The following is a 22,932-nucleotide window of genomic DNA, read 5'->3' as shown; positions in this document are numbered from 1 at the left end:
GCAGCACTGGCTCACGCCCGTCGAGCGAGCCGAACGCCGTGATCGAGAGCGTCAACGTCGCGGAGGCGGAGAGGTCGCCCCCGACGACCCCGCAGCCCGGCGCCATGGCGGCGCAGCCCGCGGCGAGACCGGAGGCGATCCCCTCCAGCACCTCGACACCGAGCGACTGCGGTGCGGCCAGCGCGACGACGAGGCCGGTCGGCCTGGCGCCCATCGCGGCGACGTCGGCGAGATTGGAGGCGGCTGCCTTCCAGCCGAGATCCGAGGGGCTCGACCAGGCGAGCCGGAAGTCGGGGCCGTGCACCATCATGTCGGTCGTGACGACGAAGCGGCCGTCCGGAGCACGCAGCACCGCACTGTCGTCGCCTGGACCGACCAGGGTCTCGACGCCGCCCGCTCCCCCGCCGTCGAGCCGCGCCAGGACACGCGTGAGCACCTCGCTCTCGCTCAGCTCGGCGAGGGTGGGACTCCGATCCGCTGCCATGGTTCACACGCTAGCGTTGACCGCGATGCTCCCCCGCCGCCTCCGCACCCCCCTCGTCGCCGCCTCCGCACTCCTTCTGCTCTCCGGCTGCGCAGCGACGGTCGCCCTCGAGCCCGCGGCCGACGCCACGAGCACAGGCTGCGCTGCGGTCTCGGCCAGGCTGCCCGACGTGGTGGCCGAACAGCCCGAGCGCGAGACGAACGCGCAGGGCACCGCCGCCTGGGGCACACCCGCGGCGGTGATCCTGCACTGCGGAGTCGAGGTGCCGGCGCCGACGACAGACCTGTGCGTCTCCGTCAGCGGAGTCGACTGGATCATCGACGAGACACGGAAGGACGAGGACATCTACACCTTGACCACCTACGGGCGTGATCCCGCCGTGCAGATCACCGTCGATCAGAGCCGCGCGTCCGGCTCATCCGCCGTGCTCGACCTCGCGAGCGCCGTCTCGTCCCTCCCGCAGACACGGAAGTGCACGAACGTGTCGGATTCCGACACTCTCGACCCTTCAGGGACTCCCTCCGGCTGACCCTCCTGCATCGTCACCCGTCGAGAGCTGCGACGACGACGGTCCGCGCATGCCCGTCGGTCGCCCCGAGCGAGCGGGCTCGCGCGACGTAGGCGGCCGCCGCCAGCTGGAGTTCGCGCTCCAGGGCGTCGACGCCCCCGGCGACCACGGTGCCCGCGCGACCGCGCGTCTCCACGACTCCCGCCGCTTCCAGCTCGCGGTAGGCACGGGCGACGGTCCCCGGAGCGAGTCCGAGCGTCCCGGCCAGCGAGCGCACCGTCGGCAGACGTGTGCCCACGGGCAGCTCCCCCGCAGCGATCCGAGCGGTGATCTGCTCGCGGATCTGCTCGAACGGCGCGGCGCCGCCGCTGACGATCCGCAGCGCGAGCGCCCCCGTCATCGAACGGCGACCGGGACGCGCTCGAGAGCGAGATCGATCAGCTCGCCGATCAGGTCGGGGTAACCGACGCCGCTCGCGGCCCACATCCGCGGGAACATCGAGATCGGTGTGAAACCGGGCATGGTGTTGATCTCGTTGACGACGAAGCCGCCGGCCGTCAGGAAGAAGTCGACGCGCGCGAGTCCCTCGGCGCCGATGGCGTCGAACGCGCGCACGGCGAGCGCGCGCATCTCGGCGAGCTCGTCGTCGGCGAGGTCGGCGGGGCAGACGAGCTCGATCCCTGCGGCGCCGAGGTACTTGGCCTCGAAGTCGTAGAAGCCGCGGCCCGACACGACGACCTCGCCCGCGACGGAGGCGCGCGCCGGGCCGCCGCCGCGTCCGCCGAGCACCCCGATCTCGACCTCGCGGCCGACGATCCCCGATTCGATGAGCACGCGCGAGTCGTGCGCGAACGCCTCCTCCAGCGCGGCCTCGAGCTGCGCGCGCTCGTCGATGCGGCTGACGCCCACGCTCGACCCGGCTCGGGCGGGCTTCACGAACGCCGGGAGCCCGAGCTCGTCGAGCGCGGCGGAGGCGTCGCCCGGGTCGGCGCGCCATTCGGCCTCGGTGACCGTGTACCAGGGAGCGACCGCGAGGCCGGCAGCCTGCAGCACGGTCTTGGTGAAGTGCTTGTCCATCCCGAGCGCCGAGGCGAGGACCCCGGAGCCGACGTAGGGCAGACCGACGAGCTCGAGCATCCCCTGCACCGTGCCGTCCTCGCCCCACGGTCCGTGCAGGATAGGCAGCACGACGTCCACCTCGCCGAGCGAGCGCGTCGAGCCGCCGGACGCCGTCACTGTCAGCTCGCGCGAGAGCGCCGACTCCGGCCAGTGCACCCGGGTGCCGTTGTCGTCGATGCGGGGAAGCGCCGCCGCATCGAGAGCGAACTTCTCCGGGCGGTCCTCCTCGAGCACGAACGCGCCGTCGGGGGTGATCCCGATGGGGATCACCTCGAAGCGGTCACGGTCGATCGCGCGCAGTACCCCCGCCGCGGTTGCGCAGCTGATCGAGTGCTCGCTGGAGCGCCCCCCGAACAGAACGGCCACTGCGAGCTTGCTGGTCATCGAGGTTCCTCTCACCCTGTGGCTCGTCCGAATCCGTGGTCAGGTGCGGCGCGATGTCCTTCGGATCGAGCGTACCGGCGAGCACCTGCGACACCTGCTCGACGATGGGCATGTCGACGCTCCGGGCGCGTGCCAGCTCGAGGACGGGCGCGACCGAGGCGAGCCCCTCGGCCGTCTGCTGCATCGACGCGACCACGTCGCTGAAGCTGTAGCCCTGGCCGAGCAGGCGCCCCGCCGTGTTGTTGCGCGAGAGCGAGGAGCTGGACGTGGCGATCAGGTCGCCGAGCCCGGCGAGCCCGGCCATCGTCTCGGGCCGTCCGCCGTACGCGACCGCGAAGTCGGTCATCTCGGCGAGGCCTCGCGTGATGATCGAGGCCTTCGTGTTCTCGCCGTAGCCCACGCCGTCGACGATGCCGATCGCGACCGCGATCAGGTTCTTCAGCACTCCGCCGAACTCGGTGCCGATCACATCGGTGTTCACGTACGAGCGGAAGTAGCGGTTGGTGGCGGCGAGGGCCACCTCCTGCGCCGTGACGAGGCTCTCGGAGGCGATGACCGCCGCGGTCGGCTGCTCCTTCGCGATCTCGAGGGCGAGGTTGGGTCCGGAGGCGACGGCGATGCGATCGGGCGAGATCGGCAGCATCTGCGCGATCACCTCGCTCATCCGCTGCCCGGTGCCCTTCTCGACGCCCTTCATCAGGCTCACCAGCACGGTCCGCTCGGTGAGGAATGGCGTGATCGCCTCGAGGTTGCCGCGGAGCGACTGCGACGGGATCGACAGGTAGACGTGGTCCGCGCCCTCGAGCGCCTCCTCGATGCGGGGGGTCGCTCGGATGCTGCGCGGCAGGTTGATGCCGGGGAGGTAGTCGCTGTTGCGCTTGGCCTCGGTGATCTCGCGCGCGAGCTCGGCCCGGCGGGCCCACATCACCACCTCGGAGCCGCCGTCGGCGAGGATCTTGGCGAACGTCGTCCCCCAGCTCCCCGCTCCTAGGACGGCGACGCGGCGAGGGACCGGGATCGGCGTCCTCTGGCTTCTACTGCTCAAAGCGTCCCGTGCCCTTCTGGTCGTGGTCGGCCGGATTCCAGCGCTTCTCGGGCGCTCTCTCGCCACGCAATTCCTCGAGTAGACCGGTGATGGCCGCCATCACGACCGCAGAGGCCTCGTTGAGGGTCGCGGAGTCGAGGCTGCGCCCGCGGAAGGCGGAGAGATCGACGGGGTCGCCGACCAGTACGTCGACGCGCTTGCGGCGGAACAGCGTGATCCGCTTGGAGTAGCGCCCCATGAGCTGCTGCGTGCCCCAGTGCGCCACAGGGACGACCGGGAGTCCGTACTGCAGCGCCATCCGGACGGCACCGGTCTTGCCGCGCATGGGCCACAGCTCGGGATCACGGGTGAGGGTGCCTTCGGGGTAGATGATGACCGAGCCGCCCTGGTCGACCAGCTCCTTCGCCGATTTCAGCGGCTCGCTGCCGCGGACGGAGCCGGAGCGCTCGACGGGGATCTGGCCGGATCCGCGCAGGATCGCTCCCAGGACGGGGACCCGGAACAGCGAGGCTTTGGCGAGGAACCGCGGCGCCCGGCCAGAGCGCCAGAGCGTCCAGCCGGTGATGATCGGATCGATCTCGCTGTAGTGGTTGGGCGCGAACACGAACGCGCCGGTGCTCGGCACCTTGTGACCGTCGCGGATGCGGAGGTCGACCGAGGCGGTCATCACGGGGATCACCACCGCCGCGAGGAACCAGAAGATGGACGGACGGCTTCGTTCAGACACCCGCCCATCCTCGCACCCCCGGTCGCGTCGCCCGTCCCCCACGCCCGGGGCCGGCGAGGGACCCCTCGCTCAGGCGTCGAGCGAGAAGTCAGCGCCGAGCAGCTCCAGCTTCGTGAGGAAGTCCTCGTAGCCGCGGCTGATGATGCCGACGTTGGAGACCGTGGACGTGCCCTCCGCGGAGAGCGCCGCGATCAGGTGCGAGAAGCCGCCGCGGAGGTCGGGCACGACGATGTCGGCCCCGTGCAGCTTCGACGGCCCTGAGATGACGGCCGAGTGCATGAAGTTGCGCTGACCGAAGCGGCAGGCCTGCCCGCCGAGGCACTCGCGGTGGATCTGGATGGTGGCGCCCATCTCGACGAGCGCATCGACGAATCCGAAGCGCTGCTCGTACACGGTCTCGTGCACGATCGAGACGCCCTTCGCGCGGGTGAGGGCGACGACGAGCGGCTGCTGCCAGTCGGTCATGAAGCCGGGGTGGACGTCGGTCTCGATGATGACCGGCTTGAGTTCGCCGCCGGGGTGGTAGAAGCGGATGCCGTCCTCGGCGATCTCGAACGCACCGCCGACCTTGCGGAAGACGTTGAGGAACGTCGTCATCTCCTGCTGGCGGGCGCCGCCCACGAAGATGTCGCCGTCGGTGGCCAGCGCCGCTGCGGCCCAGGAAGCGGCCTCGTTGCGGTCGAAGAGAGCGCGGTGGGTGTAGCCGGTGAGACGATCCACTCCCTCGATCCGGATGACCCGGTCGGTGTCGACCGAGATGATGGCGCCCATCTTCTGCAGGATGTTGATGAGATCCATGATCTCGGGCTCGATCGCCGCTCCCGAGAGCTCGGTGATGCCGGAGGCGCGGACCGCGGTGAGCAGGACCTGCTCGGTCGCTCCGACGCTCGGGTACGGCAGCGACACCTTGGCTCCGTGCAGCCCCTCGGGGGCCGACATCCGGATGCCGGAGGGGAGCTTCTCGACGACGGCGCCGAAGTTGCGCAGGACCTCGAGGTGGTAGTCGATCGGACGGTCACCGATCCGGCAGCCGCCGAGATCCGGGATGAACGCCTCACCCAGGCGGTGCAGCAGAGGGCCGCAGAACAGGATCGGGATGCGGCTCGAGCCGGCGTGCGCGTCGATGTCCGCGAAGTGCGCCGACTCCACGTTGGAGGGGTCGAGGATCAGCTCGCCCACCTCGGCGCCCTGCTTCACCTTGACGCCGTGGACCTCGAGGAGCCCCTTCACGACGCGGACGTCGCTAATGTCGGGGACATCGCGCAGGGTGGAGGCGCCCTCACCCAGGAGCGCCGCGACCATCGCCTTGGTGACGAGGTTCTTCGCCCCCTTGAGCTCGATCCGACCCTTCAGCGGACGGCCGCCGTTGATCGTGATCCGCTCGGTGGTCATCCCCATGCGGGCTCCTGCCGCCTTGGCGTCCTGAAGAAGTGTGTTCACGCTATGTCACCGGCAATGTCTTGGGCCGCCAGCTCTCGCGACGGGTCTCGAATTCGGATATGCGCGCTTCATCGCGCAGTGTCAGGCCGATGTCGTCCAGGCCTTCGATCAGGCGCCATCGAGTGTAGTCGTCGATCTCGAAGGGGAAGGTCTCGCCACCGGCTGTGACCGTACGCGCAACCAGATCCACCGTCGGTTCTATTCCCGGGGTGCGCTCGATGATCTCCCACAGGCGCTCCACGTCGGCCTCTGCGACAACGGCGGCGAGCAGACCCTGCTTCCCGGCGTTGCCGCGGAAGATGTCGCCGAAGCGCGGCGAGATCACGACGCGGAACCCGAAGTCGCGCAGTGCCCAGACCGCGTGCTCGCGGCTTGAGCCGATGCCGAAGTCCGCGCCGGCCACGAGGATCCCCGCACCGCGATAGCGCTCCTGGTTGAGGACGAAGTCCTCCTCCTGGCGCCAGCCGTGGAAGAGGGCGTCCTCGAAGCCGGTCTTCGTGATGCGGCGGAGGTAGACGCCGGGGAGGATCTGGTCGGTGTCGACGTTGCTGCGCTTCAGCGGTGCCGCGAGCGCGGTGACGGTCTCGAACTTCTGCACGGTCAGACCCCCACCGGTTCGCGGGAGGGCTCCAGATCGGAGGGGCTGGAGAGGGTGCCGCGCACGGCCGTCGCCGCGGCGACCAGCGGCGAGACGAGGTGGGTCTTCGCGCCCTTGCCCTGCCTGCCCTCGAAGTTGCGGTTCGACGTCGACGCGACGCGCTCGCCCTCGACGAGCTGGTCGGTGTTCATCCCCAGGCACATCGAGCAGCCGGCGAAGCGCCACTCCGCGCCGAACGCGGTGACGATCCTGTCGAGACCCTCTGCCTCGGCCTCGAGCCGCACGCGCGCAGATCCGGGGACGACCATCACGCGGACACCGGGTGCTTGGTGCGCCCCTCGATGATCGCCGCGAAGGCCCGTAGATCCTCGATCCGGGAGTTGGTGCACGAACCCATGAAGACCACGTCGACCGGGATCTCCTTCATCGGCGTGCCCGGCGAGAGGTCCATGTACTCCAGGGCTCGGAGCGCGCTCGCGCGCTCGTTGGGGTCGAGCAGCGAGCCGGGATCCGGGACGGCCTGCGAGAGCGAGACGCCCTGGCCGGGGTTGGTCCCCCACGTGACGAAGGGCTCGAGATCGTCGGCGTCGATGACGACCTCGGCGTCGAAGACGGCGCCCTCATCGGTCGGCAGCGTCCGCCAGTACTGGAGGGCCGCGTCCCAGTCGTCGCCGGCCGGAGCGTGCGGACGGCCCTTGAGGTAGGAGAAGGTGGTCTCGTCGGGAGCGACCATGCCGGCGCGGGCACCGGCCTCGATGGACATGTTGCAGATCGTCATCCGACCCTCCATTGAGAGCGCGCGGATCGCCGAGCCGCGGTACTCGAGGATGTAGCCCTGCCCGCCCCCGGTGCCGATCCGGGCGATGACGGCGAGGATGATGTCCTTCGCCGTGACGCCCTCCTTCAGCGTTCCCTCGACCGTGATCGCCATCGTCTTGAAGGGCTTCAACGGGAGGGTCTGCGTCGCCATCACGTGCTCGACCTCGCTGGTGCCGATGCCGAAGGCGATCGCGCCGAACGCTCCGTGCGTCGAGGTGTGCGAGTCGCCGCAGACCACCGTGACTCCGGGCATCGTCAGGCCCAGCTGCGGTCCGACGACGTGGACGATGCCCTGCTCGACGTCGCCGAGCGAGTGCAGGCGCACACCGAATTCGGCGGCGTTGCGGCGCAGGGCCTCGATCTGCGTGCGACTGATGGGGTCCTGGATCGGGCGGCCGATCTCGAGCGTCGGGGTGTTGTGGTCCTCCGTGGCGATCGTGAGATCGGGGCGGCGGAGCGGACGACCCGCGGCGCGCAGCCCGTCGAACGGCTGGGGGCTCGTCACCTCGTGCAGGAGGTGCAGGTCGATGTAGATCAGATCGGGTGCCCCACCCTCGCCCTTGACCACGACATGGTCGTCCCAGACCTTCTCGGCCAGAGTGCGAGGTCGCTGCGCGGGGGCGCCGGAGCCCGGATCGGTCTCGGCGGCGCCGTTCGAGCTGTCGGTCATGACGGTTCCTTCTCCTCCTCGGGAGTCGCTGCTCGGCCAGGCGAGGCACCGCGACGAGAGAGGCCGGTCAGATCGAGGTCTCGTCGCGGCACGGAAGGAGGTTCAGCCCGCTCAGCATGGACCGAGAATAGCACCGCGTCACCGCCCGACCACGGGCGGGGCGGCGCGGAGTCGCCCGCGTCAGGCGCGCGGCTCGAGGACCGCGTCGGCGATGACGACACTCACGTTGTCGCGTCCTCCCGCGTCGACCGCGGCGCGCACGAGCACAGATGCCAGATCGGCCGCCTCGACCTCTCCGGCGTCGCGGCGCGCGAAGAACCCGGCGATCCGCTCGTCCGAGAGCTCCTTGGTGAGACCGTCGGAGCAGAGCAGGTAGCTGGCGCGCGGAACGACGGGCAGCGTCCACACGTCGGTCTCGACCTCGTCGTCGGCGCCGAGGGCACGGGTCACGATGTTGCGGTCGGGATGCGACTCCGCGGACTCCCTGCTGAGGAGTCCCGCCGAGACCAGCTCCTGGACGGCGGAGTGGTCGACGGTGAGCTGCTCCAGCCCAGCCCCGTCCCAGCGGTAGACTCGGGAGTCGCCCACGTTGAACAGTGCCCAGCGCACCGGTCCGCGCGGATCGGGGCGGACCAGCGTCAACCCGGTGAGGGTGGTTCCGCAGAGCGCGCCGCCGACATCGAGTCCACGGACCGCCGAGTTCGCGGATTCGACGAGCTCGAACACGGCGTCGACCGGGCCGATGCCTGCGGAGCGGTGGGCGCGCAGAGCGTCGACGGCGGCGGCGCTGGCCAGGTCGCCCCGGGCGTGCCCACCCATGCCGTCGGCGACGGCGAGGAGGACGTCCTCCGCGAGCAGGGCGTCCTCGTTGACGCGGCGGACGGATCCGACATCGGTGCTGCTGCTCACGGAGAGGCGCAGCACACCCTGGGGCAGATCGAGGACGGTCGTACTCATCGGCGGCTCACTTCTCCTCGGAGGCGGCCCGCGCGTCGTCGGAGACGACCTCCGGGTGCCCGTCGTGCAGCTCGATGTGCCGGTGCTCGCGCCGCATCTTCGCGAGGCTCGCCAGGGTCGCGACAGTCATGCTGAGGACGATGACGACCAGCGAGGTGATCGTGTCGATGTCCCAGACCGGGACCGGCTCACCGCCGTTGAGGAACGGCAGGTCGTTCTCATGCAGGGCGTGCAGCACGAGCTTCACCCCGATGAACGCGAGGATGAACGCGATGCCGTACTTGAGGTACTCCAGCTTGTCGATCAGACCGCCGAGGAGGAAGTAGAGCTGGCGCAGCCCCATCAGGGCGAAGATGTTCGCGGTGAAGACGATGAACGGGCTCTCGGTGATGCCGAAGATGGCCGGGATCGAGTCGAGCGCGAAGAGCAGGTCGGTGGAGCCGATGGCCAGGAACACGATGAGCATCGGCGTGAAGTAGCGGGTGCCGTCGATCGTCGTGCGGATCTTCGAGCCGTCGAACGAGTCCGCGATCCTGACTCAGCGGCGCAGGAGGCGGATCAGCAGGTTGTCGGTGCCGCCGTCCTCGTCCTCCTTGCCGAACGCCTGGTTCCAGGCCGTGTAGACCAGGAACGCGCCGAAGAGGTAGAAGATCCAGCTGAAGCTCTCGATGAGCTGAGCACCTAGCAGGATGAACACACCGCGGAAGATCAGCGCGATGATGATGCCCACCATCAGCACCTCCTGCTGCAGCTTCGCCGGCACCGCGAAGCGGCCCATGATGATGACGAACACGAACAGGTTGTCGACCGAGAGGCTGTACTCGGTCAGCCAGCCCGCGACGAACTGGCCCGCGAGCTCCCCGCCGCCCAGGATCAGCATCAGCAGGGCGAACACCAGTGCCAGCGCGACGTAGAAGCCGACCCAGAGGCCCGACTCCTTCAGACTCGGCACGTGCGGGCGCTTGTAGACCAGGAGCAGGTCGGCGGCGAGGACCAGGCTCAGCACGACGAACGAGCCGATCACGAACCAGACGGGCAGATCGAGCATGGGAGCCTTTCGAGGATGCGGGAGGGAGCCGGCGGACCGTTCCGGGGATCGGCTCTCGAGTCACGGCAGGCACCCGGGCCGGCTCGCGACTCCCGGCGCCGATGCACCGGCGGGACCGCGCGGTACCTCCGTGCGCGGATGCGATCCTATCGCCGACACGAGGCGCGGCGGAGCGTGCACGCGGGAGGACCGACTCCGAGCGACGCCGCCCGGCCGCAGCGTTAAACGAGAAGAACCCCCGGGTATGACCGGGGGTTCTTCTCGTGTTGCCGTGGTGACCCCAGCGGGATTTGAACCCGCGTTACCGCCGTGAGAGGGCGACGTCCTAGGCCGCTAAACGATGGGGCCGCGTTTTTGCAACTCGAAGAGTGTGGCATATGCCTCCGCGTCGGTGCAAATCGAGCGGGGCCGCATCGGGGTCCCCGCGACCCACGGCCCTTGCTCCATGCCCGTCGACGCGCTTGGCTCGTTCCATGAGACTGACGAAACTCGAGCACGCGACCGTCCTGATCGAGGAGGGCGGCGCCCGGCTCGTCGTCGACCCCGGCTCCTTCACGCGACCCGTCGAGGGGACGGCCGGGACCGTCGCCGTGGTGATCACGCACGAGCACGCCGACCACTGGACTCCGGAGCAGCTGCGGCGCCTGCGCGACGCGGCTCCGTCGCTCCGGATCCTCGGCCCGGCCGGGGTCGCCGCCGCGGCCGAGCGCTTCGACGTCGAGACGGTCGCCGACGGCGACGTCGTGACGGTCGGCCCGTTCGAGCTGCGCTTCTTCGGCTCCCGTCACGCGGTGATCCACCGCAGCATCCCCGTGATCGACAACGTGGGCGTCCTGGTGAACGGCCGCGTCTACTACGCCGGCGACTCGTTCACGGTGCCGGAGGGCGTCGACATCGAGGTCCTCGCGGCGCCCGCGGGTGCACCGTGGATGAAGATCGCCGAGGTGATGGATTACGTGCTCGAGCTCGCTCCGCGCCACGCCTTCGCGACCCACGAGCAGGTGCTCTCGGAGGCCGGGCGCTCGCTCAGCCACGACCGGCTGGCCTGGGCCGTCCGCGAAGGCGGCGGCGAGTACCACGCCCTCGAGCCGGGAGACGTGCTGGAGCTCTGACGGCGGGACTCGCCCAGGATCACTCGTCCCACCCGGGCGCCCGCTCTTCGTGCCAGCGCTCACCGGATCGGTGGAGCCGCCGTCGCCCGAGCGCGAGAAGCAGCACCGACAGGCCCAGATCGAAGACCGTCGGCAGGACGGCGACGAGGACCGCCGGGCCCGGGGCGACCGCCTGCAGGACACTGCTCGCGCTCAGCCGCCCATCGAACAGACCGACCACGAGCGCCATCGAAGGCGACACCACGAGGAGAGTCGCCAGCCAGGCCGGAAGCAGGAGGAGGGCCGGAGCGAGCGGCTGCGTCGACGTCGATCGCCGAAGCCCCAGCGCCGCACTCGGGAGGACGAAGACGAGCGCTCCAGGAATGAGCCCGACCGCCGCGAAGAAGAGGAAGAGCGAGGCGAAGTCGGGGGCCACGAGCGCGCCGACTCCCGCCAGCGCCGACGTCACGCCGACGGGGAGGAGGGACACGGCCGCGGCCCACCCGAGAACGCGCAGCACCTGGGGCTCCGCGTTCTCGGATGGTTCGATCACGGAATCCTCGACGGGTTGTCGGCTCGTCGGCGAACTTCTACCGATGAGCGGGCGCCACGGCCGCGTACGCACCGTTCCCGATGACAACCGGATTCCGGTCGACGATCGATCAGTAGTACTCGCCCTGGCGGTAGTCCCAGGAGTTGAAGTGCTCGGCCAGGTTCAGCATGATGCGCTCGTAGTCGAGGCCGCGGCGGATGAGCACGGGGCCCGGGGTGATCGAGCGCTCGCCGCGCTGCTCGGGGATGAGGGTTCCGGAGGCGTCGACGAGCGACACCATCACGCCCTGCTCGTGGCGCGAGTCCTCGTCCTTGCCGGGCTGGATGGAGGCCACGTAGCCGTCGGCGGCGACGATCACGTCGGCCTCGTTCTCGATCCGCTCGCCGATGTTGGCGACCCGACCACGGTTGCCCACTCCCGAAGGGTTGGCGGAGCTGGCGAAGCTGAGGGTCCGGTCGCGCTCCCAGAGCAGGGTGACCAGCTGCTCGGCGGGGCGGCCGAAGCGGATGACGAAGCAGCTCGTGCCGCGCTTGTCGCGGACCAGCTCACGGGCGTCCTCGTCGATCATGTCGACCGCGGACTCCTTCCACGGGAGGATGCAGCCGAGGAGGATGTCCTCGTCCCAGTGCTTCTGGTAGAAGGCGAGGATCTCGTCGTTCAGCTCGGCGAGCTCGGTCAGCTGCTCGATGCTGGAACAGAGCACGACGCCGGGCTTGTTGCGGTTGCGCTGCTTGGCCGAGAACTTGCGCTCGAGGCCCGCTCCGTCGGTCGTCATCAGGATGTAGCCGACCTTGGTCGCGCAGACGACCAGCCCACCGGGAGCGGACAGCGCGTCCACCGCCTCCTCAGGAGCCTGCTCGCGCCATTCGATCACCGTCGTGCTGGTCATTCTTTCCCTTTCGTGGTGTCCAGAGACGCCATGGGCGGGGGCCCCGGCCGAGCGGAAGCCTAGCGGATGGCCTCCCCTCCCCTCCGGGTGCGACGCCGCGGACGGGCGCGCGCCGGGCTCCCGGATCGACTCCGGGGCCCGGTGCGCGCCCGCCCGCCTCTCGTGCGTCGACGGGAAGACTCAGGCGAGCGCCGTGAGCGAGCCGCGCGCGAGCGTGTTGACAGTCAGGTGGAAGCCGACCAGCGAGGCCGGCGTCGACTCGTCGACCGGCAGCGTCGGCACTCCGAGCGCGTGCACCGTGAAGAGGTACCGGTGCGGGCGGTCACCGGGCGGCGGCGCCGCACCGGCGTAGGCGAGCGACCCGAGGTCGTTGAGCGCCGGGCGTCCCACGTCCGTCGAGCCGGCGGACAGCTCGGTGACCTCCTTCGGGATGTCGACCAGGACCCAGTGGTGGATGCCGCCGAGGGTCGGCGCATCGGGGTCGAAGACGGTGACGGCGTACGACTGCGTCCCTTCGGGGCCGGCGCTCCAGCGCAGGGACGGACTGGTGTCGCCGCTGCCCTGGGCCTCGGCGAGCCGCTCGCCGTCGGCCACCTCGTCGCTGGACACCTCCAGCGGCGCCACGGCGGGCAGGAAGTCGAGCGGGTGCGGAGGGGTGTTCCTCGTCAGATCGGTCATGTCGTTCTCCTCTTTTCTTGTCTCAGTCCGTGACTCGGCCGCGGACGCCGTCGAGCCAGTAGTCGGAGTGCCGGTCGGACGTCGCCGCGTCGCGGAACGAGTACGTCTTCAGCAGCCAGCGGAAACGGGTCTTCTCGCGGTCCTGGACGTCGACGAGCTGGCGGCTGTGCAGGCCGTCCTGGTTCGCGATGATCAGCAGGTCCGCGTCGCGGATGCGGTGGTACTGCTCGCTGACCTTCGAGAGCGCGTCGCGGAACTGCCACAGCGCCCACAGGTGCGGCAGGTCGTCCGGATCGGCCGGCACCGTCCGGGTGTCGTAGTAGCGGAAGCTGTGCTCGTTCTCGAGCAGAGCGTGCTGGTCCGACACGATCTGGTTCTTGTTCTGCGCCCGCGAGAGCTCGTCGAACGGGGTGATGTAGACCGCTTCGCGCAGGAGCGCCTGGTTCTCGGTCGAGATGAAGCGCAGGATCTCGCGGCCGTCGACGTACTTCGTGTAGACGAGGTCGGTCTCGGGCGTGCGCAGGCCCAGGAGCGAGATGAAGTCGGCGCGCACCGGGTGCGCCGTCCGCTCGTTGTGCCAGTAGAGCTCGCCGTCGGTCTTCTGCGTCTGCGTGTTCGAGAAGCGGTTGTCGGCGTAGACGTCCTGGAAGAAGTCGCCGTTGTTGCGGGTGGCGTAGGCCAGCAGCGGCGAGCCGAGGTACTGCGACTGCAGCTCGAGCAGGCCCTCGCCGACGAAGGTCAGCTTCTTGCGGTACTTGTCCTCGAGCGCATCGTCCTGGTCGAGCCAGGGGATCTCGTCGTCGACCGGGTTGTTCGAGATCAGGTGCGCGTAGCTGATCTTCTCGTCGCGCTCGCGCCGGACGCGAGCGAGCGCGTCGACGAAGCCCTGCGGGACGTCACCGCTGTCGATCAGCGCGGCGATCGCGTCGCGGAAGGGGTTGTAGTCCTTGTAGGGGTCGATGGCGATCGCCAGCAGCGACTGCTGGAGGGTCGACCTGTCGGAATCGGAGAACGTGTAGATGGGCTGCATTGCTTCACTCCTTGCACGTGGATGAGGGACGCCGCCGGCGGGCTCGTCCCGGTCTTCCTCGGTCACTCCGCTTCCGCGGGGACGGCCCTCCTTTCCTGTCGTCGCATCGAGACGGCCCCGATCGTCTGCGCGAGGATCGCGAGGACGACGAGGACGACGAGGGTCGGCGCGGTCCCTCCCGTGAGAGGGACGAGGATCCCGGCGCCGACGAGCAGGACAGCCTGGAGGATCCCCTGGTTGCGCTCCAGCCCGCGCATCACCGCGACCCGGGCGCCGTCCTCCAGCCCGTTCATCGCGGGCGCCAGGGCGATCATCGTCGCGGGCCGCACGAAGCCGCCCGCGATCCCGAGCAGGGCGAGGCCGGCGATCGCAGCCCCGAGGACGCCGAGGGTGGTCAGGGCGAGGCCCAGCACCTGAGTGAGCGCCGTCAGCTGGAACACCAGGGGCGTGCCGGCGATGATCGGTGAGAGCCGGGCGGCGGCGAGGCCGGCGAGCGTGTAGAGGCCCAGCACCAGGCCGAACGCGGGGAGCGACAGCCGCAGCTCCTGGAAGAGCAGCAGCGGCACCACGAAGGTGTAGGCGGCGAGCAGGACGGCGCGGTTCACGGAGTAGTACAGGGACCAGAAGCGCACCGCCGCGGGCAGGACGGCCGGTCGCACGGCGCGCGCCCGCGTTCCCGTGGAGGCTCCAGCACCGAGCGGCAGGCGTGCGAGGAGCACCACGGCCAGCGCGGCGCACGACACCAGCGCGCTGAGGAGGAACGGCAGCCGGTCCCACAGCGCGAGCGAGGCCGCTCCGATCACTCCGGCCCCGAAGGAGGCGAGGAACATCCCGCTCTGCACCGCCGTCTCCTGGCGGCGGGCATCGGCCCCCGCGCGCAGCGAGGAGGCCAGCGCTGCGTCGCGCCCCGCCGTCAGCGCGAAGCCGCCGCCGGCGAGCAGCTGGCTGATCACGACGGCCACCGGATCGGCGTCCAGCACGATCACCACGAGGCCCAGCGCCTTCACTCCCTCACCGACGACGAGCGCGCCCGCCGAGGACAGGCGGCGCGTGAGCGGCGAGAGCGGGCCGTCGGCGAGCGCCGCCACGACCCCGTAGAGCGCGAGCAGCAGTGCCACGGCCAGGATCGGGTAGCCGCGCGCCAGCAGGAACACCGCGACCACGGGCAGGTGGAAGTAGGCACGCGAAACGATCCGGTAGACCGTGATCAGAGCCGCGGCACTCCCTTCGCGCACGACGTCCGCGCGCCCGCCCTCAGACAAGGGAGGGCACGACGACACGGAGCGCCTCGGCGCCGAGATCGCCCTGGCGCACGATCGACGCCCCGCCGACGAGGGAGAGGATCGTGCTGCTCATCGTCGAATCGGGCGCGGTGGCGCTGCGGATGAGGTAGTCGCTGTCGCCGCCGAGATGCTCCGCGGCGAGGTCGAAGTCGACGAGGCCGGTCGACACCGTACCGCTGATGTTGGCCGACGTCGCGGCGAGGGGCAGCCCCGAGAAGATCGAGAGGAGGTTGATCGGGGCGCTGAGGTTGTGCACGACCGACACCGTGTCCTGGCCCGAGGTGACCCAGTCCGGGACGACGGGCTTCCTGCGCAGGATCACATTGAGCGGCCCCGGCCAGAAGGCCGCGACCACAGCATCCATGTCGGCCGTCTCCGGGGCGAAGGCCCAGGTCGCCCAGTCGCGGGGCGCGGACACGAAGAGGGTGAGCGGCTTCGCGCCGTCGCGCTTCTTCATGTCGTAGAGGCGGGAGCAGGCGCTGCGCGAGAAGGGGCTGGCGAACACGCCGTAGTTGGTGTCGGTCTGCGCGATGACGGTCGCGCCCTCGCGGAGCTCCTGCCCGATGCGCCGGAGCTCGTCGAGATCGGTCGCGTCGATGATCTGTGCCGTCATGGGTGGTGCTCCTGCTGCGCTCGGGCGCGTCCGGGCGGGGCCGGATCGCGTCGCTGTCGGGGTGGTCCGCTGACGGCGGCGTCCCACGGAGGACGCCTGGCGGAGCGGAGGGCGCGAAGGCCATCCGGACGCCGACGACGACGGAGGAGAGGAGCGGCTGCGTCCTCCCCCCGAGGACGTCTGCCCGGCGAAAGTAGCACGGCGCGCATCCCGCCCGAGGGTTCGCGACGGGGGATGACGAAACAAGACGTCGGGACCCGAGCGCGGTGCCGGAGATCGGTATGTTCCGCTGACGCGCCGCATCTCCGCGACGTTCTCCAGGAGCCGCGGATCAGCCCGATCGTCCTCTCGACGGCGCACCACGGCCGACGCCGGACGGCTGGCGGCGATTCTCCTGCCGCGCCCTCCCGCTCCTCGACAGAAGGACAGCCCATGATCGACTACTGGCCCGTGCTCCTCATCCTGCTCACGATCGTGGCCGTCGTGGTCCTGGTCGTCGTCCTGAAGGTCGAGCCGGTGATCGCCCTGCTCGTCTCGGCTCTCGGGCTCGGCCTCGTCTCGGGGCAGGGCGGCGAGGGGACGGTGACGGCGATGACGTCCGGCTTCGGCGCGGTCCTCGGCGACATCGGCCTGCTGATCGCGCTCGGCCTGCTGCTCGGGTCGCTCCTGGAGGCGCTGGGCGTCGCTCCGCTGCTCGCCCGCTGGCTCGTGGCGCGCTTCGGCCGCCGCGCGCTCCCTCTCGCGTACGCGCTGACCCTCGGTGTCGCCTTCCCCTCGATCTACTCCGACGTGCTCGTCGTGATGAGCGCACCGCTGACCCGCCTGGCCTCGCGGGGGCTCGGCGCCGGAGGGTACGGCCTGCTGGCCGGCTCCTCCATCGTCGGGATGATCGTGGGCGTGGTGTTCGTCGTCCCCGGTGCCGCGGCGCTGGCCACGGCGGGCATCGCGGGCGCTCCCCTGCCGTCGATGGTCGCCGTCGGCGCGCCGCTGGGCATCGTCACCATCGTGCTGACCGTGCTGGTGTACAGCGCCCTGGTGAAGCGCGGCGGCTGGCGGGACGAGCGCGATCTCGAGGGCGGGGCCGTCTCAGGGCCGTCTCCCGAGCACGAGGCGGACGGGACGCGCGTGGTCTCCGGAGGCGCGGCGGTCGCGACGCGGCGGGTCCCGCTCGCGCTGGCCGTCGCTCCGATCGCCCTCACCATCGTGCTGATCGCCGCGAACTCGCTCACCCAGCTGGCCGAGCTCGACGTCCCGCTCCTGCGGTTCCTCGGCGACGCCCACATCGCACTGCTGGCAGGCCTGGTGCTGGCCTACGCGACAGCGCTCGTGGCGCTCCCGAAGGGCGCCGTGGCGACGGCGCTCGGCGCAGCGCTGACGCGCAGCGGTCCGATCGTCGTCCTGACCGGAGTGAGCGGCAGCCTCGCCGCGGTGGTCGGAGGCACCGGGGTCGGCGATGCGCTCGCCGGGGCGTTCGACGGGCGCGCCCTCTCGCCGATCCTGCTCACCTGGGTCGTCGCCGCCGTGCTGCATGCGGCGATCGGCTCCGTCTCGACGGCCGCGATCACCGCAGTGGGCATCGTCGCCCCGCTCATCCCTGTGCTCGACGTCAACCCGGCGCTGATCGCGCTGGCCGCCGGTTCCGGCGCGCTCTTCCTCGGCATGGTCAACGCCAACGCGTTCTGGCTGTTCAAGTCCGTGCTCGGGCTCACCGTCCGCGGAACGCTCACGGCCTACTCGCTGACGCTCTCGATCGCCTCGGTGATCTCGCTCCTGGCGCTGCTCGTCGCAGGCACGTTCGTCTGAGCGGTCGCCGGGCTCCAGGAGGCCACGCTCGCGAGGTCGGCGCCGAACTCGACCCGGAGGCGCACCGGCCCCCCGCCTCGCAGCACGTCAGGCAGCCAGAGGCGGGCGTCGTCCCACATCCGCTCGAACGGCACCTGTTCGACGGCGATGAAGTCGGCCGCGAGCTCGCTCGACTCCGTCACCCGGCCGTCGAAGCGGCGGCAGAGGAAGACGTGCGAGCGCTGACTCCACGCCGGCCGGTGGGGGAAGGAGTAGTCGAGCACGCCGCGCGGCTCCAGGTCGGCCGCGCGGGCGACGAGCCCTGACTCCTCGTGCAGCTCGCGGACGGCAGCGTCGACCGGCGACTCCCCCGGCTCGAGCTTGCCGCCGGGGGCGACCACGCGGCCCTCGCCGAGGCCGCGGCGCTTCCGGCCGAGCAGCACCTCCGTGCCCCGCGGACCCTCGCGGAGGACGTAGACGACGCACACCTCGGGCAGTCCCATCGCGCACCTCCGCTCCCGCGGACCGGGGGCCGGCACCGCCGTCGTAGGCTAGCCCGGTGACGACGACCGCGCTCGAGCGCTTCCAGGCCCTGCTGCGCGTCGACACCGTCTCCCACTCCGACGAGACGGTCACCGAGTGGCGCCGCTTCGACGAGTTCCGCCGGCTCGTCGCCGAGCTCTACCCGGCGCTGCACGAGGCTCTGGAGTTCGAGAGCGTCGCCGGGCACTCGCTGCTCTGGCACTGGCGCGGCGAGGAGCCGGGAGAGCCCGCCGTGCTGATGGCGCACTACGACGTGGTCAGCGTCACGCCGTCGGAGTGGTCGAGCGAGCCGTTCGCGGCCGCCACTGTGGTCGGCGCGGACGGCCGCACGTCCGTGGTCGGCCGCGGAACGCTGGACGACAAGGGTTCCCTGGTCGCGCTGCTCGAGGCCGTCGAGGCCGCGGTGCTGCGCGGTGAGCGGCCCCGGCACGACGTCTACCTCCTCTCGACCCACAACGAGGAGACCGCCGGCGACGGCGCACCCTCGGTGGTCGCCCTCCTGGCGGCCCGGGGCGTCCGACCGCGGTTCGTGCTCGACGAGGGCGGGAACGTCCGGCGCGGGATCCTGCCGGGGGTCACGACCCCCCTCGCGGTGATCGGCGTGACCGAGCGCGGCATCATGAACCTCGAGCTGACCTGCCGCGACGTCGGGGGCCACGCGTCCGCACCGCCGCCGCCTCCCGGGCTCCTGGCCACCCAGCGCCTCGCCCGCGCGATCCACCGGCTCACCGAGAACCCGTTCCCCTCGACCCTCCCCGAGCCCATCGCCGAGCTCGTTCGGGCCGCCGCGGACCACGCGGACGCGGCCCACGCCGTCTGGTACGCCCACCCCCACGAGCACCCGGACGCCGTCATCGGCGCCCTCGCCGCCCACTCCAACCGTTCGGCGGCGATGCTGCGCACCACCGTCGCGATCACCGAGCTGCGCGGCAGCACCGGCGCGAACGTCCTCGCCTCCAGTGCGAGCGCCACCGCCAACGTGCGGATCAACCCCGGCGGCACCGTCGCGGGAGTGGTCGAGCGCGTCCGGGCCGTCATCGACGATCCCGAGGTCGAGGTCGCGGTCAGGGTGGCGCACGAGCCCTCGCCCGTCTCGCCCACCGGCGAGCCAGGGGACGGCGGGCCGTACGACGTCCTGCGCCAGGTCGTCCAGGAGTCGTTCCCCGACGCGATCGTCGCGCCGTACGTGCAGACGGGCGGAAGCGACGCCCGCCACTTCCATGCGATCAGCGATGGCGTCTACCGCTTCATCCCCTTCGAGATCAGCCCGCGGCAGCAGCTCGGGATCCACGGGGCGGACGAGTCGATCGAGGTCGACCAGTTCGAGCGGGCCATCGACTTCTACGCCCGGCTGCTCGTCCGACTCTGAGAGCAGCGCCGAGCAAGCTGGGAGAACCGTTCGATCACGCGCCAGTCTGTGTTGGCCGTGCGTTCACCCCGCAATGATGGACTGATTCGCAGCGGGGCCGCCTCCGCTGAGACAGTGCGCACATGCCGACGCCGGGTCCCCACCCGGCCCCACCGATCGCGGAACCCGAGGATCATGTCCCTCCGTCAGGCCGAGTACCCCCGGCCCCACCACTTCGTCCTGCACCTCAGCGACACCCACTTCATCGCCGGCGACGGCGGTCTCTACGGCTCCGACGTCGACAGCGAGGCGCAACTGCGTCTGCTGTTCGACGAGCTCGAGGAATCGGGCGGCCGACCGGAGGCGATCGTCATCACGGGAGACCTGGCCGACAAGGGCGAGCCGGAGGCGTACGCGAAGCTCCGCGCAGTCGTCGAGCCGGCCGCCGCCCGCCTCGGCGCCGAGGTGATCTGGGTGATGGGCAACCACGACGACCGCGGGGCGTTCCGCGCCGGGCTCCTCGATCAGCTGCCCACCACGCAGCCGGTGGACCGTGTGCACGACGTCAACGGCCTGCGCGTCATCGCGCTCGACTCGACCGTCCCCGGCGCGCACTACGGGGAGATCTCGGGCGCTCAGCTCGACTGGCTGGCGGAGGAGCTGGCGAGCCCGGCCCCGCACGGCACGATCCTGGCGATGCACCATCCGCCGGTCCCCAGCGTGCTCGACCTCTCGGTGCTCGTCGAGCTGCGCGACCAGTCGGCTCTGGCCGAGGTACTCGAGGGATCGGACGTCCGCAGCATCATCGCGGGGCACCTGCACTACTCCTCGACCGCCATGTTCGCGGGCATCCCCGTCTCGGTCGCGTCGGCCACCTGCTACACGCAGGACCTGAACGTGCCGGTCGGCGGCACCCGCGCCAGGAACGGAGCGCAGGCCTTCAACCTGATCCACGTCTACGAGGGCACAGTGCTGCATTCGGTGGTGCCGGTCGGCGCCTCCTCCGAGGTGTCGTACGTCTCGGCGAACGAGACGCAGCGGATCCTCGCGGATCACGGCGTCGAGATCGCTCCGGCGCCGACGGCTCCGCTCGAGCGCGATGAGGCGCTGTACCCGCCGGTCGTGGAGCCGGTGGGCGTCAGCGCTTAGGGGCGTCAGCGCTTAGGGACGTCAGCGCTTAGGGACGTCAGCGCGCACGAGACTCGGCGCTCAGGGGCGTCCAGCCGATCCTGCACATCGATCGGGCCCCGCACAGCACCGAGACGGAGCAGGTCAGACGGCCGGCGTCAGCGGCGGCCGTCCCGATCGCGCGAAAACAGGAAACCCGCGAAGCCCGGGGCCGCCGCGAGAGCGACGGCCGTTCCGACTCCGACGAACACGAGGGAGCCGGCCGGGCCGAGCAGCAGCCCGAGAACGGCTCCCCCGATCGCCCGGCCGCTGCTCAGTCTTCGCGCTCCCAGGGGGCCGGGATCGGGTAGTACTCCTCAAGGAAACCGATGACGGCCCTCGTGCGCGCCTCCGCCGAGATCTCGGGGAAGCTGCCGTCGTTGAGGCAGAAGAAGTCGACTCCGCGGTTCTTCAGGAGCTTGCGCATGTCCTTCAGTCCCTGGTGCATCGTCGTGTCGACGTACTTGACGGCCGCGTTCTCCTGCACGACCGCGCGCCCGGTCATCAGCGCGTAGTAGTGGTAGAGCGAGTTGGTGACCGAGACATCGCCCGCCGAGCGGAAGCGGCTCGCCGCGGTCGCGGTGAACTCGGGCTCGAACTCGGCCTCGAGCTCGGCCATCACGCTCTTGCGCAGCGGGGTGGCGGCGTGCTCGAGGTGGCGGGTCGTCATCGCGCCGAACCGCTCGCGGAGCAGGCGCCGGTTGACGCGGGCCGCGTTCTCGAAGCCGCTGCGCGTCGCGTTGGAGTCGCCCATGCCGATCCGCGTGGTCGCCTCGATGAACTTGGTGATGCCTCCGGGCGAGAAGAAGATCGACGGGTCGACCGGGCGGCCGAAGAACATGTCGTCGTTGGAGTAGAGGAAGTGCTCGGCGAGACCCGGGATCCGGTGCAGCTGGCTCTCGACGGCGTGCGAGTTGTGGGTCGGCAGCACGGAGAGGTCGCGGAAGTGGTCCTCGCTGCGCACCAGAGTCACGTCGGGGTGCTCGTCGAGCCAGCGCGGCCGCGGGGAGTCGGTGACGATGTAGATGTGGCGGATCCAGGGCGCGTACATGTACACGCTGCGCAGGGCGTACTTGAGCTCGTCGATCTGGCGGAACCGTGCCGGGGCGTCGTCGCCTTCGCCGACGACGTAGCTCGCCATCCGCGCGGCCCGGGCCCGCTGGAACTCGAGATCGGTGCCGTCGACCCACGAGAACACGATGTCGACGTCGAAGCGGATGTCGCTGACCAGCGGCTCGAACATCCCCTCGAAGGTCGGCCAGGTCCGTCCGTACGCCTCGACGTGGGCGTCGATCGCCTCGGTCACGGGGAGGCTGTTGCGCATCAGCGCGTTCTCGGCCGGAGTGAAGATCTCGTCCTCGCCCACCTTCCACAGCTCCAGCCGCACGCCGCTGCGCGCGCCGTAGCGGAGGGATCCTGACGAGGACACCCGCGGGCGGAAGAGCTTGAACACGGAGGCGCGGGGGTAGGGCGCCAGCACGCCCTCGGCCAGCAGCTGCGGCGGAGTGCCCCGCTTGTCGACCGTCTTGGCGTAGAAGGGCTCGGTCGCGAAGGCGCGCGCGAGCAGAGTCGCGAGTTCGGCGCCGAGGACGCGGTCGACGGCGAGGAACGGCGAACCGTCACTGCCGCGGATGAGGCGATAGGGGAACTCGGCTGTGTCGAGCACGTCGCCGATGGCGATCAGGTCCTCGGTCCAGGCCGCGCGCGGTGTCGTGCTCGAGTTCACCAGCGAGAACAGGCCGGCGTGCACCACGACGTCGTCGCGGTCGAAGTGCCGCGGGCGCAAGAGCGATGACGGAAGAGCACGGACAGAAGGCATGATTCACATTATCCGCCGTGGATTCAGTGTGTGAGACCGGTCGGTCAGCTTGACAGCGACTCCAGACGCGCTAGTGCCTTCGTCGCCGACGCTGCGGCCCGGCGGGCGCGGTGCCTCTGCTCGGCCGAGACGACGCCGAGCGCGAAGGCGCCTTCGCCGCTGCGGTCGACGTCGCCCAGGAGCAGCTCGCGCAGCGCCCGGGCATCGCGCTCCTCCCCCAGCGCATCGGCGAGGTCCTCGGCCGCCTGGGCGAGCGAGCGACGGCGCGGCCCGACCGCGGCGGGCACGACGATCCGCCAGGCCTCGACGGTGTAGCGGAGTCGCTTGGCCGCCCCTG

21 protein-coding genes, 1 tRNA gene and 3 pseudogenes are annotated in these 22,932 nt (G+C 70.7%); 5 read left to right on the top strand and 20 right to left on the bottom strand.

Annotation, left to right across the window (positions count from 1 at the left end):
- Window positions 1–484, bottom strand: a 484-nt coding sequence (locus ACH61_RS06535) for a thiamine-phosphate kinase (RefSeq protein ID WP_236713581.1), incomplete at its 3' end; no start/stop codon positions are given.
- Between ACH61_RS06535 and ACH61_RS06530 the strand changes: the two genes are divergently transcribed.
- Complete coding sequence (locus tag ACH61_RS06530) at window positions 483–1,013, top strand: DUF3515 domain-containing protein (protein ID WP_236713580.1); 531 nt, start codon at window positions 483–485, stop codon at window positions 1,011–1,013. The two genes, ACH61_RS06535 and ACH61_RS06530, sit on opposite strands and share 2 nt — an antisense overlap.
- A gap of 13 nt (window positions 1,014–1,026) precedes the next feature.
- Here the strand turns inward: ACH61_RS06530 and ACH61_RS06525 are convergent, their stop codons facing one another.
- The 10 genes and pseudogenes from ACH61_RS06525 to ACH61_RS06480 all read right to left on the bottom strand — a co-directional run bounded on the left by ACH61_RS06525 (window position 1,027) and on the right by ACH61_RS06480 (window position 10,147).
- On the bottom strand, window positions 1,027–1,392 hold the full coding sequence (locus ACH61_RS06525; RefSeq protein ID WP_068210080.1) for a GntR family transcriptional regulator: 366 nt from the start codon (window positions 1,390–1,392) through the stop codon (window positions 1,027–1,029).
- Window positions 1,389–2,495, bottom strand: a complete 1,107-nt coding sequence (locus tag ACH61_RS06520; RefSeq protein ID WP_068210077.1) for a D-alanine--D-alanine ligase family protein — start codon at window positions 2,493–2,495, stop codon at window positions 1,389–1,391. Before ACH61_RS06520 ends, ACH61_RS06525 begins: the two co-directional genes overlap by 4 nt.
- Window positions 2,392–3,540, bottom strand: coding sequence for an NAD(P)H-dependent glycerol-3-phosphate dehydrogenase (locus tag ACH61_RS06515; RefSeq protein ID WP_068210074.1), 1,149 nt, complete (start codon window positions 3,538–3,540; stop codon window positions 2,392–2,394). Before ACH61_RS06515 ends, ACH61_RS06520 begins: the two co-directional genes overlap by 104 nt.
- Window positions 3,530–4,267, bottom strand: a complete 738-nt coding sequence (locus ACH61_RS06510; RefSeq protein WP_236713579.1) for a lysophospholipid acyltransferase family protein — start codon at window positions 4,265–4,267, stop codon at window positions 3,530–3,532. The genes ACH61_RS06515 and ACH61_RS06510 overlap by 11 nt, the downstream gene beginning before the upstream one ends.
- Window positions 4,268–4,336: 69 nt before the next feature.
- Window positions 4,337–5,665, bottom strand: a complete 1,329-nt coding sequence (gene murA / locus ACH61_RS06505; protein ID WP_068210067.1) for a UDP-N-acetylglucosamine 1-carboxyvinyltransferase — start codon at window positions 5,663–5,665, stop codon at window positions 4,337–4,339.
- 43 nt (window positions 5,666–5,708) lie between these two features.
- The gene (gene leuD / locus ACH61_RS06500) at window positions 5,709–6,305 is read right to left on the bottom strand and encodes a 3-isopropylmalate dehydratase small subunit (RefSeq protein ID WP_068210064.1); all 597 of its coding nucleotides are present in this window, start codon (window positions 6,303–6,305) and stop codon (window positions 5,709–5,711) included.
- Between the two features lie 2 nt (window positions 6,306–6,307).
- Window positions 6,308–7,794: pseudogene (leuC, locus tag ACH61_RS06495) on the bottom strand (3-isopropylmalate dehydratase large subunit).
- 180 nt (window positions 7,795–7,974) lie between these two features.
- Complete coding sequence (locus tag ACH61_RS06490) at window positions 7,975–8,751, bottom strand: PP2C family protein-serine/threonine phosphatase (protein WP_068210062.1); 777 nt, start codon at window positions 8,749–8,751, stop codon at window positions 7,975–7,977.
- 7 nt (window positions 8,752–8,758) lie between these two features.
- A pseudogene (locus ACH61_RS06485) lies at window positions 8,759–9,799 on the bottom strand (TerC family protein).
- Between the two features lie 272 nt (window positions 9,800–10,071).
- Window positions 10,072–10,147 (bottom strand) — tRNA-Glu (locus tag ACH61_RS06480).
- A 125-nt stretch (window positions 10,148–10,272) separates the two neighbouring features.
- On the opposite strand from ACH61_RS06480, the gene ACH61_RS06475 reads away from it, so the two are divergent.
- Window positions 10,273–10,911 carry an MBL fold metallo-hydrolase gene (locus ACH61_RS06475; RefSeq protein ID WP_068210059.1) on the top strand — a complete coding sequence of 213 codons (639 nt, stop codon included), beginning with the start codon at window positions 10,273–10,275 and terminating at the stop codon, window positions 10,909–10,911.
- Window positions 10,912–10,930: 19 nt separating this feature from the next.
- Here the strand turns inward: ACH61_RS06475 and ACH61_RS06470 are convergent, their stop codons facing one another.
- From ACH61_RS06470 to ACH61_RS06445, 6 genes are all read right to left on the bottom strand, one after another.
- Window positions 10,931–11,443: a hypothetical protein gene (locus tag ACH61_RS06470; RefSeq protein ID WP_068210054.1), complete on the bottom strand. Its 513-nt coding sequence runs from the start codon at window positions 11,441–11,443 to the stop codon at window positions 10,931–10,933.
- A 109-nt stretch (window positions 11,444–11,552) separates the two neighbouring features.
- Window positions 11,553–12,332 carry an L-threonylcarbamoyladenylate synthase gene (locus ACH61_RS06465; RefSeq protein ID WP_068210051.1) on the bottom strand — a complete coding sequence of 260 codons (780 nt, stop codon included), beginning with the start codon at window positions 12,330–12,332 and terminating at the stop codon, window positions 11,553–11,555.
- Window positions 12,333–12,512: 180 nt separating this feature from the next.
- Complete coding sequence (locus ACH61_RS06460; protein WP_068210049.1) at window positions 12,513–13,010, bottom strand: YbhB/YbcL family Raf kinase inhibitor-like protein; 498 nt, start codon at window positions 13,008–13,010, stop codon at window positions 12,513–12,515.
- Between the two features lie 22 nt (window positions 13,011–13,032).
- On the bottom strand, window positions 13,033–14,040 hold the full coding sequence (locus tag ACH61_RS06455; RefSeq protein WP_068210045.1) for a Fe(II)-2OG oxygenase family protein: 1,008 nt from the start codon (window positions 14,038–14,040) through the stop codon (window positions 13,033–13,035).
- 62 nt (window positions 14,041–14,102) lie between these two features.
- Window positions 14,103–15,275, bottom strand: a complete 1,173-nt coding sequence (locus ACH61_RS06450; protein WP_068210042.1) for an MFS transporter — start codon at window positions 15,273–15,275, stop codon at window positions 14,103–14,105.
- Between the two features lie 19 nt (window positions 15,276–15,294).
- Complete coding sequence (locus ACH61_RS06445; protein WP_068210041.1) at window positions 15,295–15,936, bottom strand: L-threonylcarbamoyladenylate synthase; 642 nt, start codon at window positions 15,934–15,936, stop codon at window positions 15,295–15,297.
- Between the two features lie 432 nt (window positions 15,937–16,368).
- On the opposite strand from ACH61_RS06445, the gene ACH61_RS06440 reads away from it, so the two are divergent.
- Window positions 16,369–17,739: a GntP family permease gene (locus ACH61_RS06440; protein WP_068210038.1), complete on the top strand. Its 1,371-nt coding sequence runs from the start codon at window positions 16,369–16,371 to the stop codon at window positions 17,737–17,739.
- Here the strand turns inward: ACH61_RS06440 and ACH61_RS06435 are convergent.
- The gene (locus ACH61_RS06435) at window positions 17,667–18,221 is read right to left on the bottom strand and encodes an 8-oxo-dGTP diphosphatase (protein ID WP_068210035.1); all 555 of its coding nucleotides are present in this window, start codon (window positions 18,219–18,221) and stop codon (window positions 17,667–17,669) included. The genes ACH61_RS06440 and ACH61_RS06435 overlap by 73 nt on opposite strands.
- 56 nt (window positions 18,222–18,277) lie before the next feature.
- Between ACH61_RS06435 and ACH61_RS06430 the strand changes: the two genes are divergently transcribed.
- Together ACH61_RS06430 and ACH61_RS06425 are read left to right on the top strand one after the other, a co-directional pair.
- The gene (locus ACH61_RS06430) at window positions 18,278–19,630 is read left to right on the top strand and encodes a M20/M25/M40 family metallo-hydrolase (RefSeq protein ID WP_068210032.1); all 1,353 of its coding nucleotides are present in this window, start codon (window positions 18,278–18,280) and stop codon (window positions 19,628–19,630) included.
- A 174-nt stretch (window positions 19,631–19,804) separates the two neighbouring features.
- Window positions 19,805–20,758, top strand: a complete 954-nt coding sequence (locus ACH61_RS06425; RefSeq protein WP_068210029.1) for a phosphodiesterase — start codon at window positions 19,805–19,807, stop codon at window positions 20,756–20,758.
- A gap of 292 nt (window positions 20,759–21,050) precedes the next feature.
- Here ACH61_RS06425 and ACH61_RS06420 read toward each other — a convergent pair whose 3' ends face one another.
- Together ACH61_RS06420 and ACH61_RS06415 are read right to left on the bottom strand one after the other, a co-directional pair.
- Window positions 21,051–22,595, bottom strand: coding sequence for a stealth family protein (locus ACH61_RS06420; protein WP_068210025.1), 1,545 nt, complete (start codon window positions 22,593–22,595; stop codon window positions 21,051–21,053).
- 44 nt (window positions 22,596–22,639) lie between these two features.
- Window positions 22,640–22,932 (bottom strand): annotated as a pseudogene (locus tag ACH61_RS06415) (CYTH and CHAD domain-containing protein); the annotation flags it as partial.

This window comes from Rathayibacter tanaceti, assembly GCF_001634385.1.
GTDB lineage: Bacteria > Actinomycetota > Actinomycetes > Actinomycetales > Microbacteriaceae > Rathayibacter > Rathayibacter tanaceti.
Note: the sequence above shows the minus strand (reverse complement) of the source record. Positions and strands in the feature narration are given on the sequence as shown.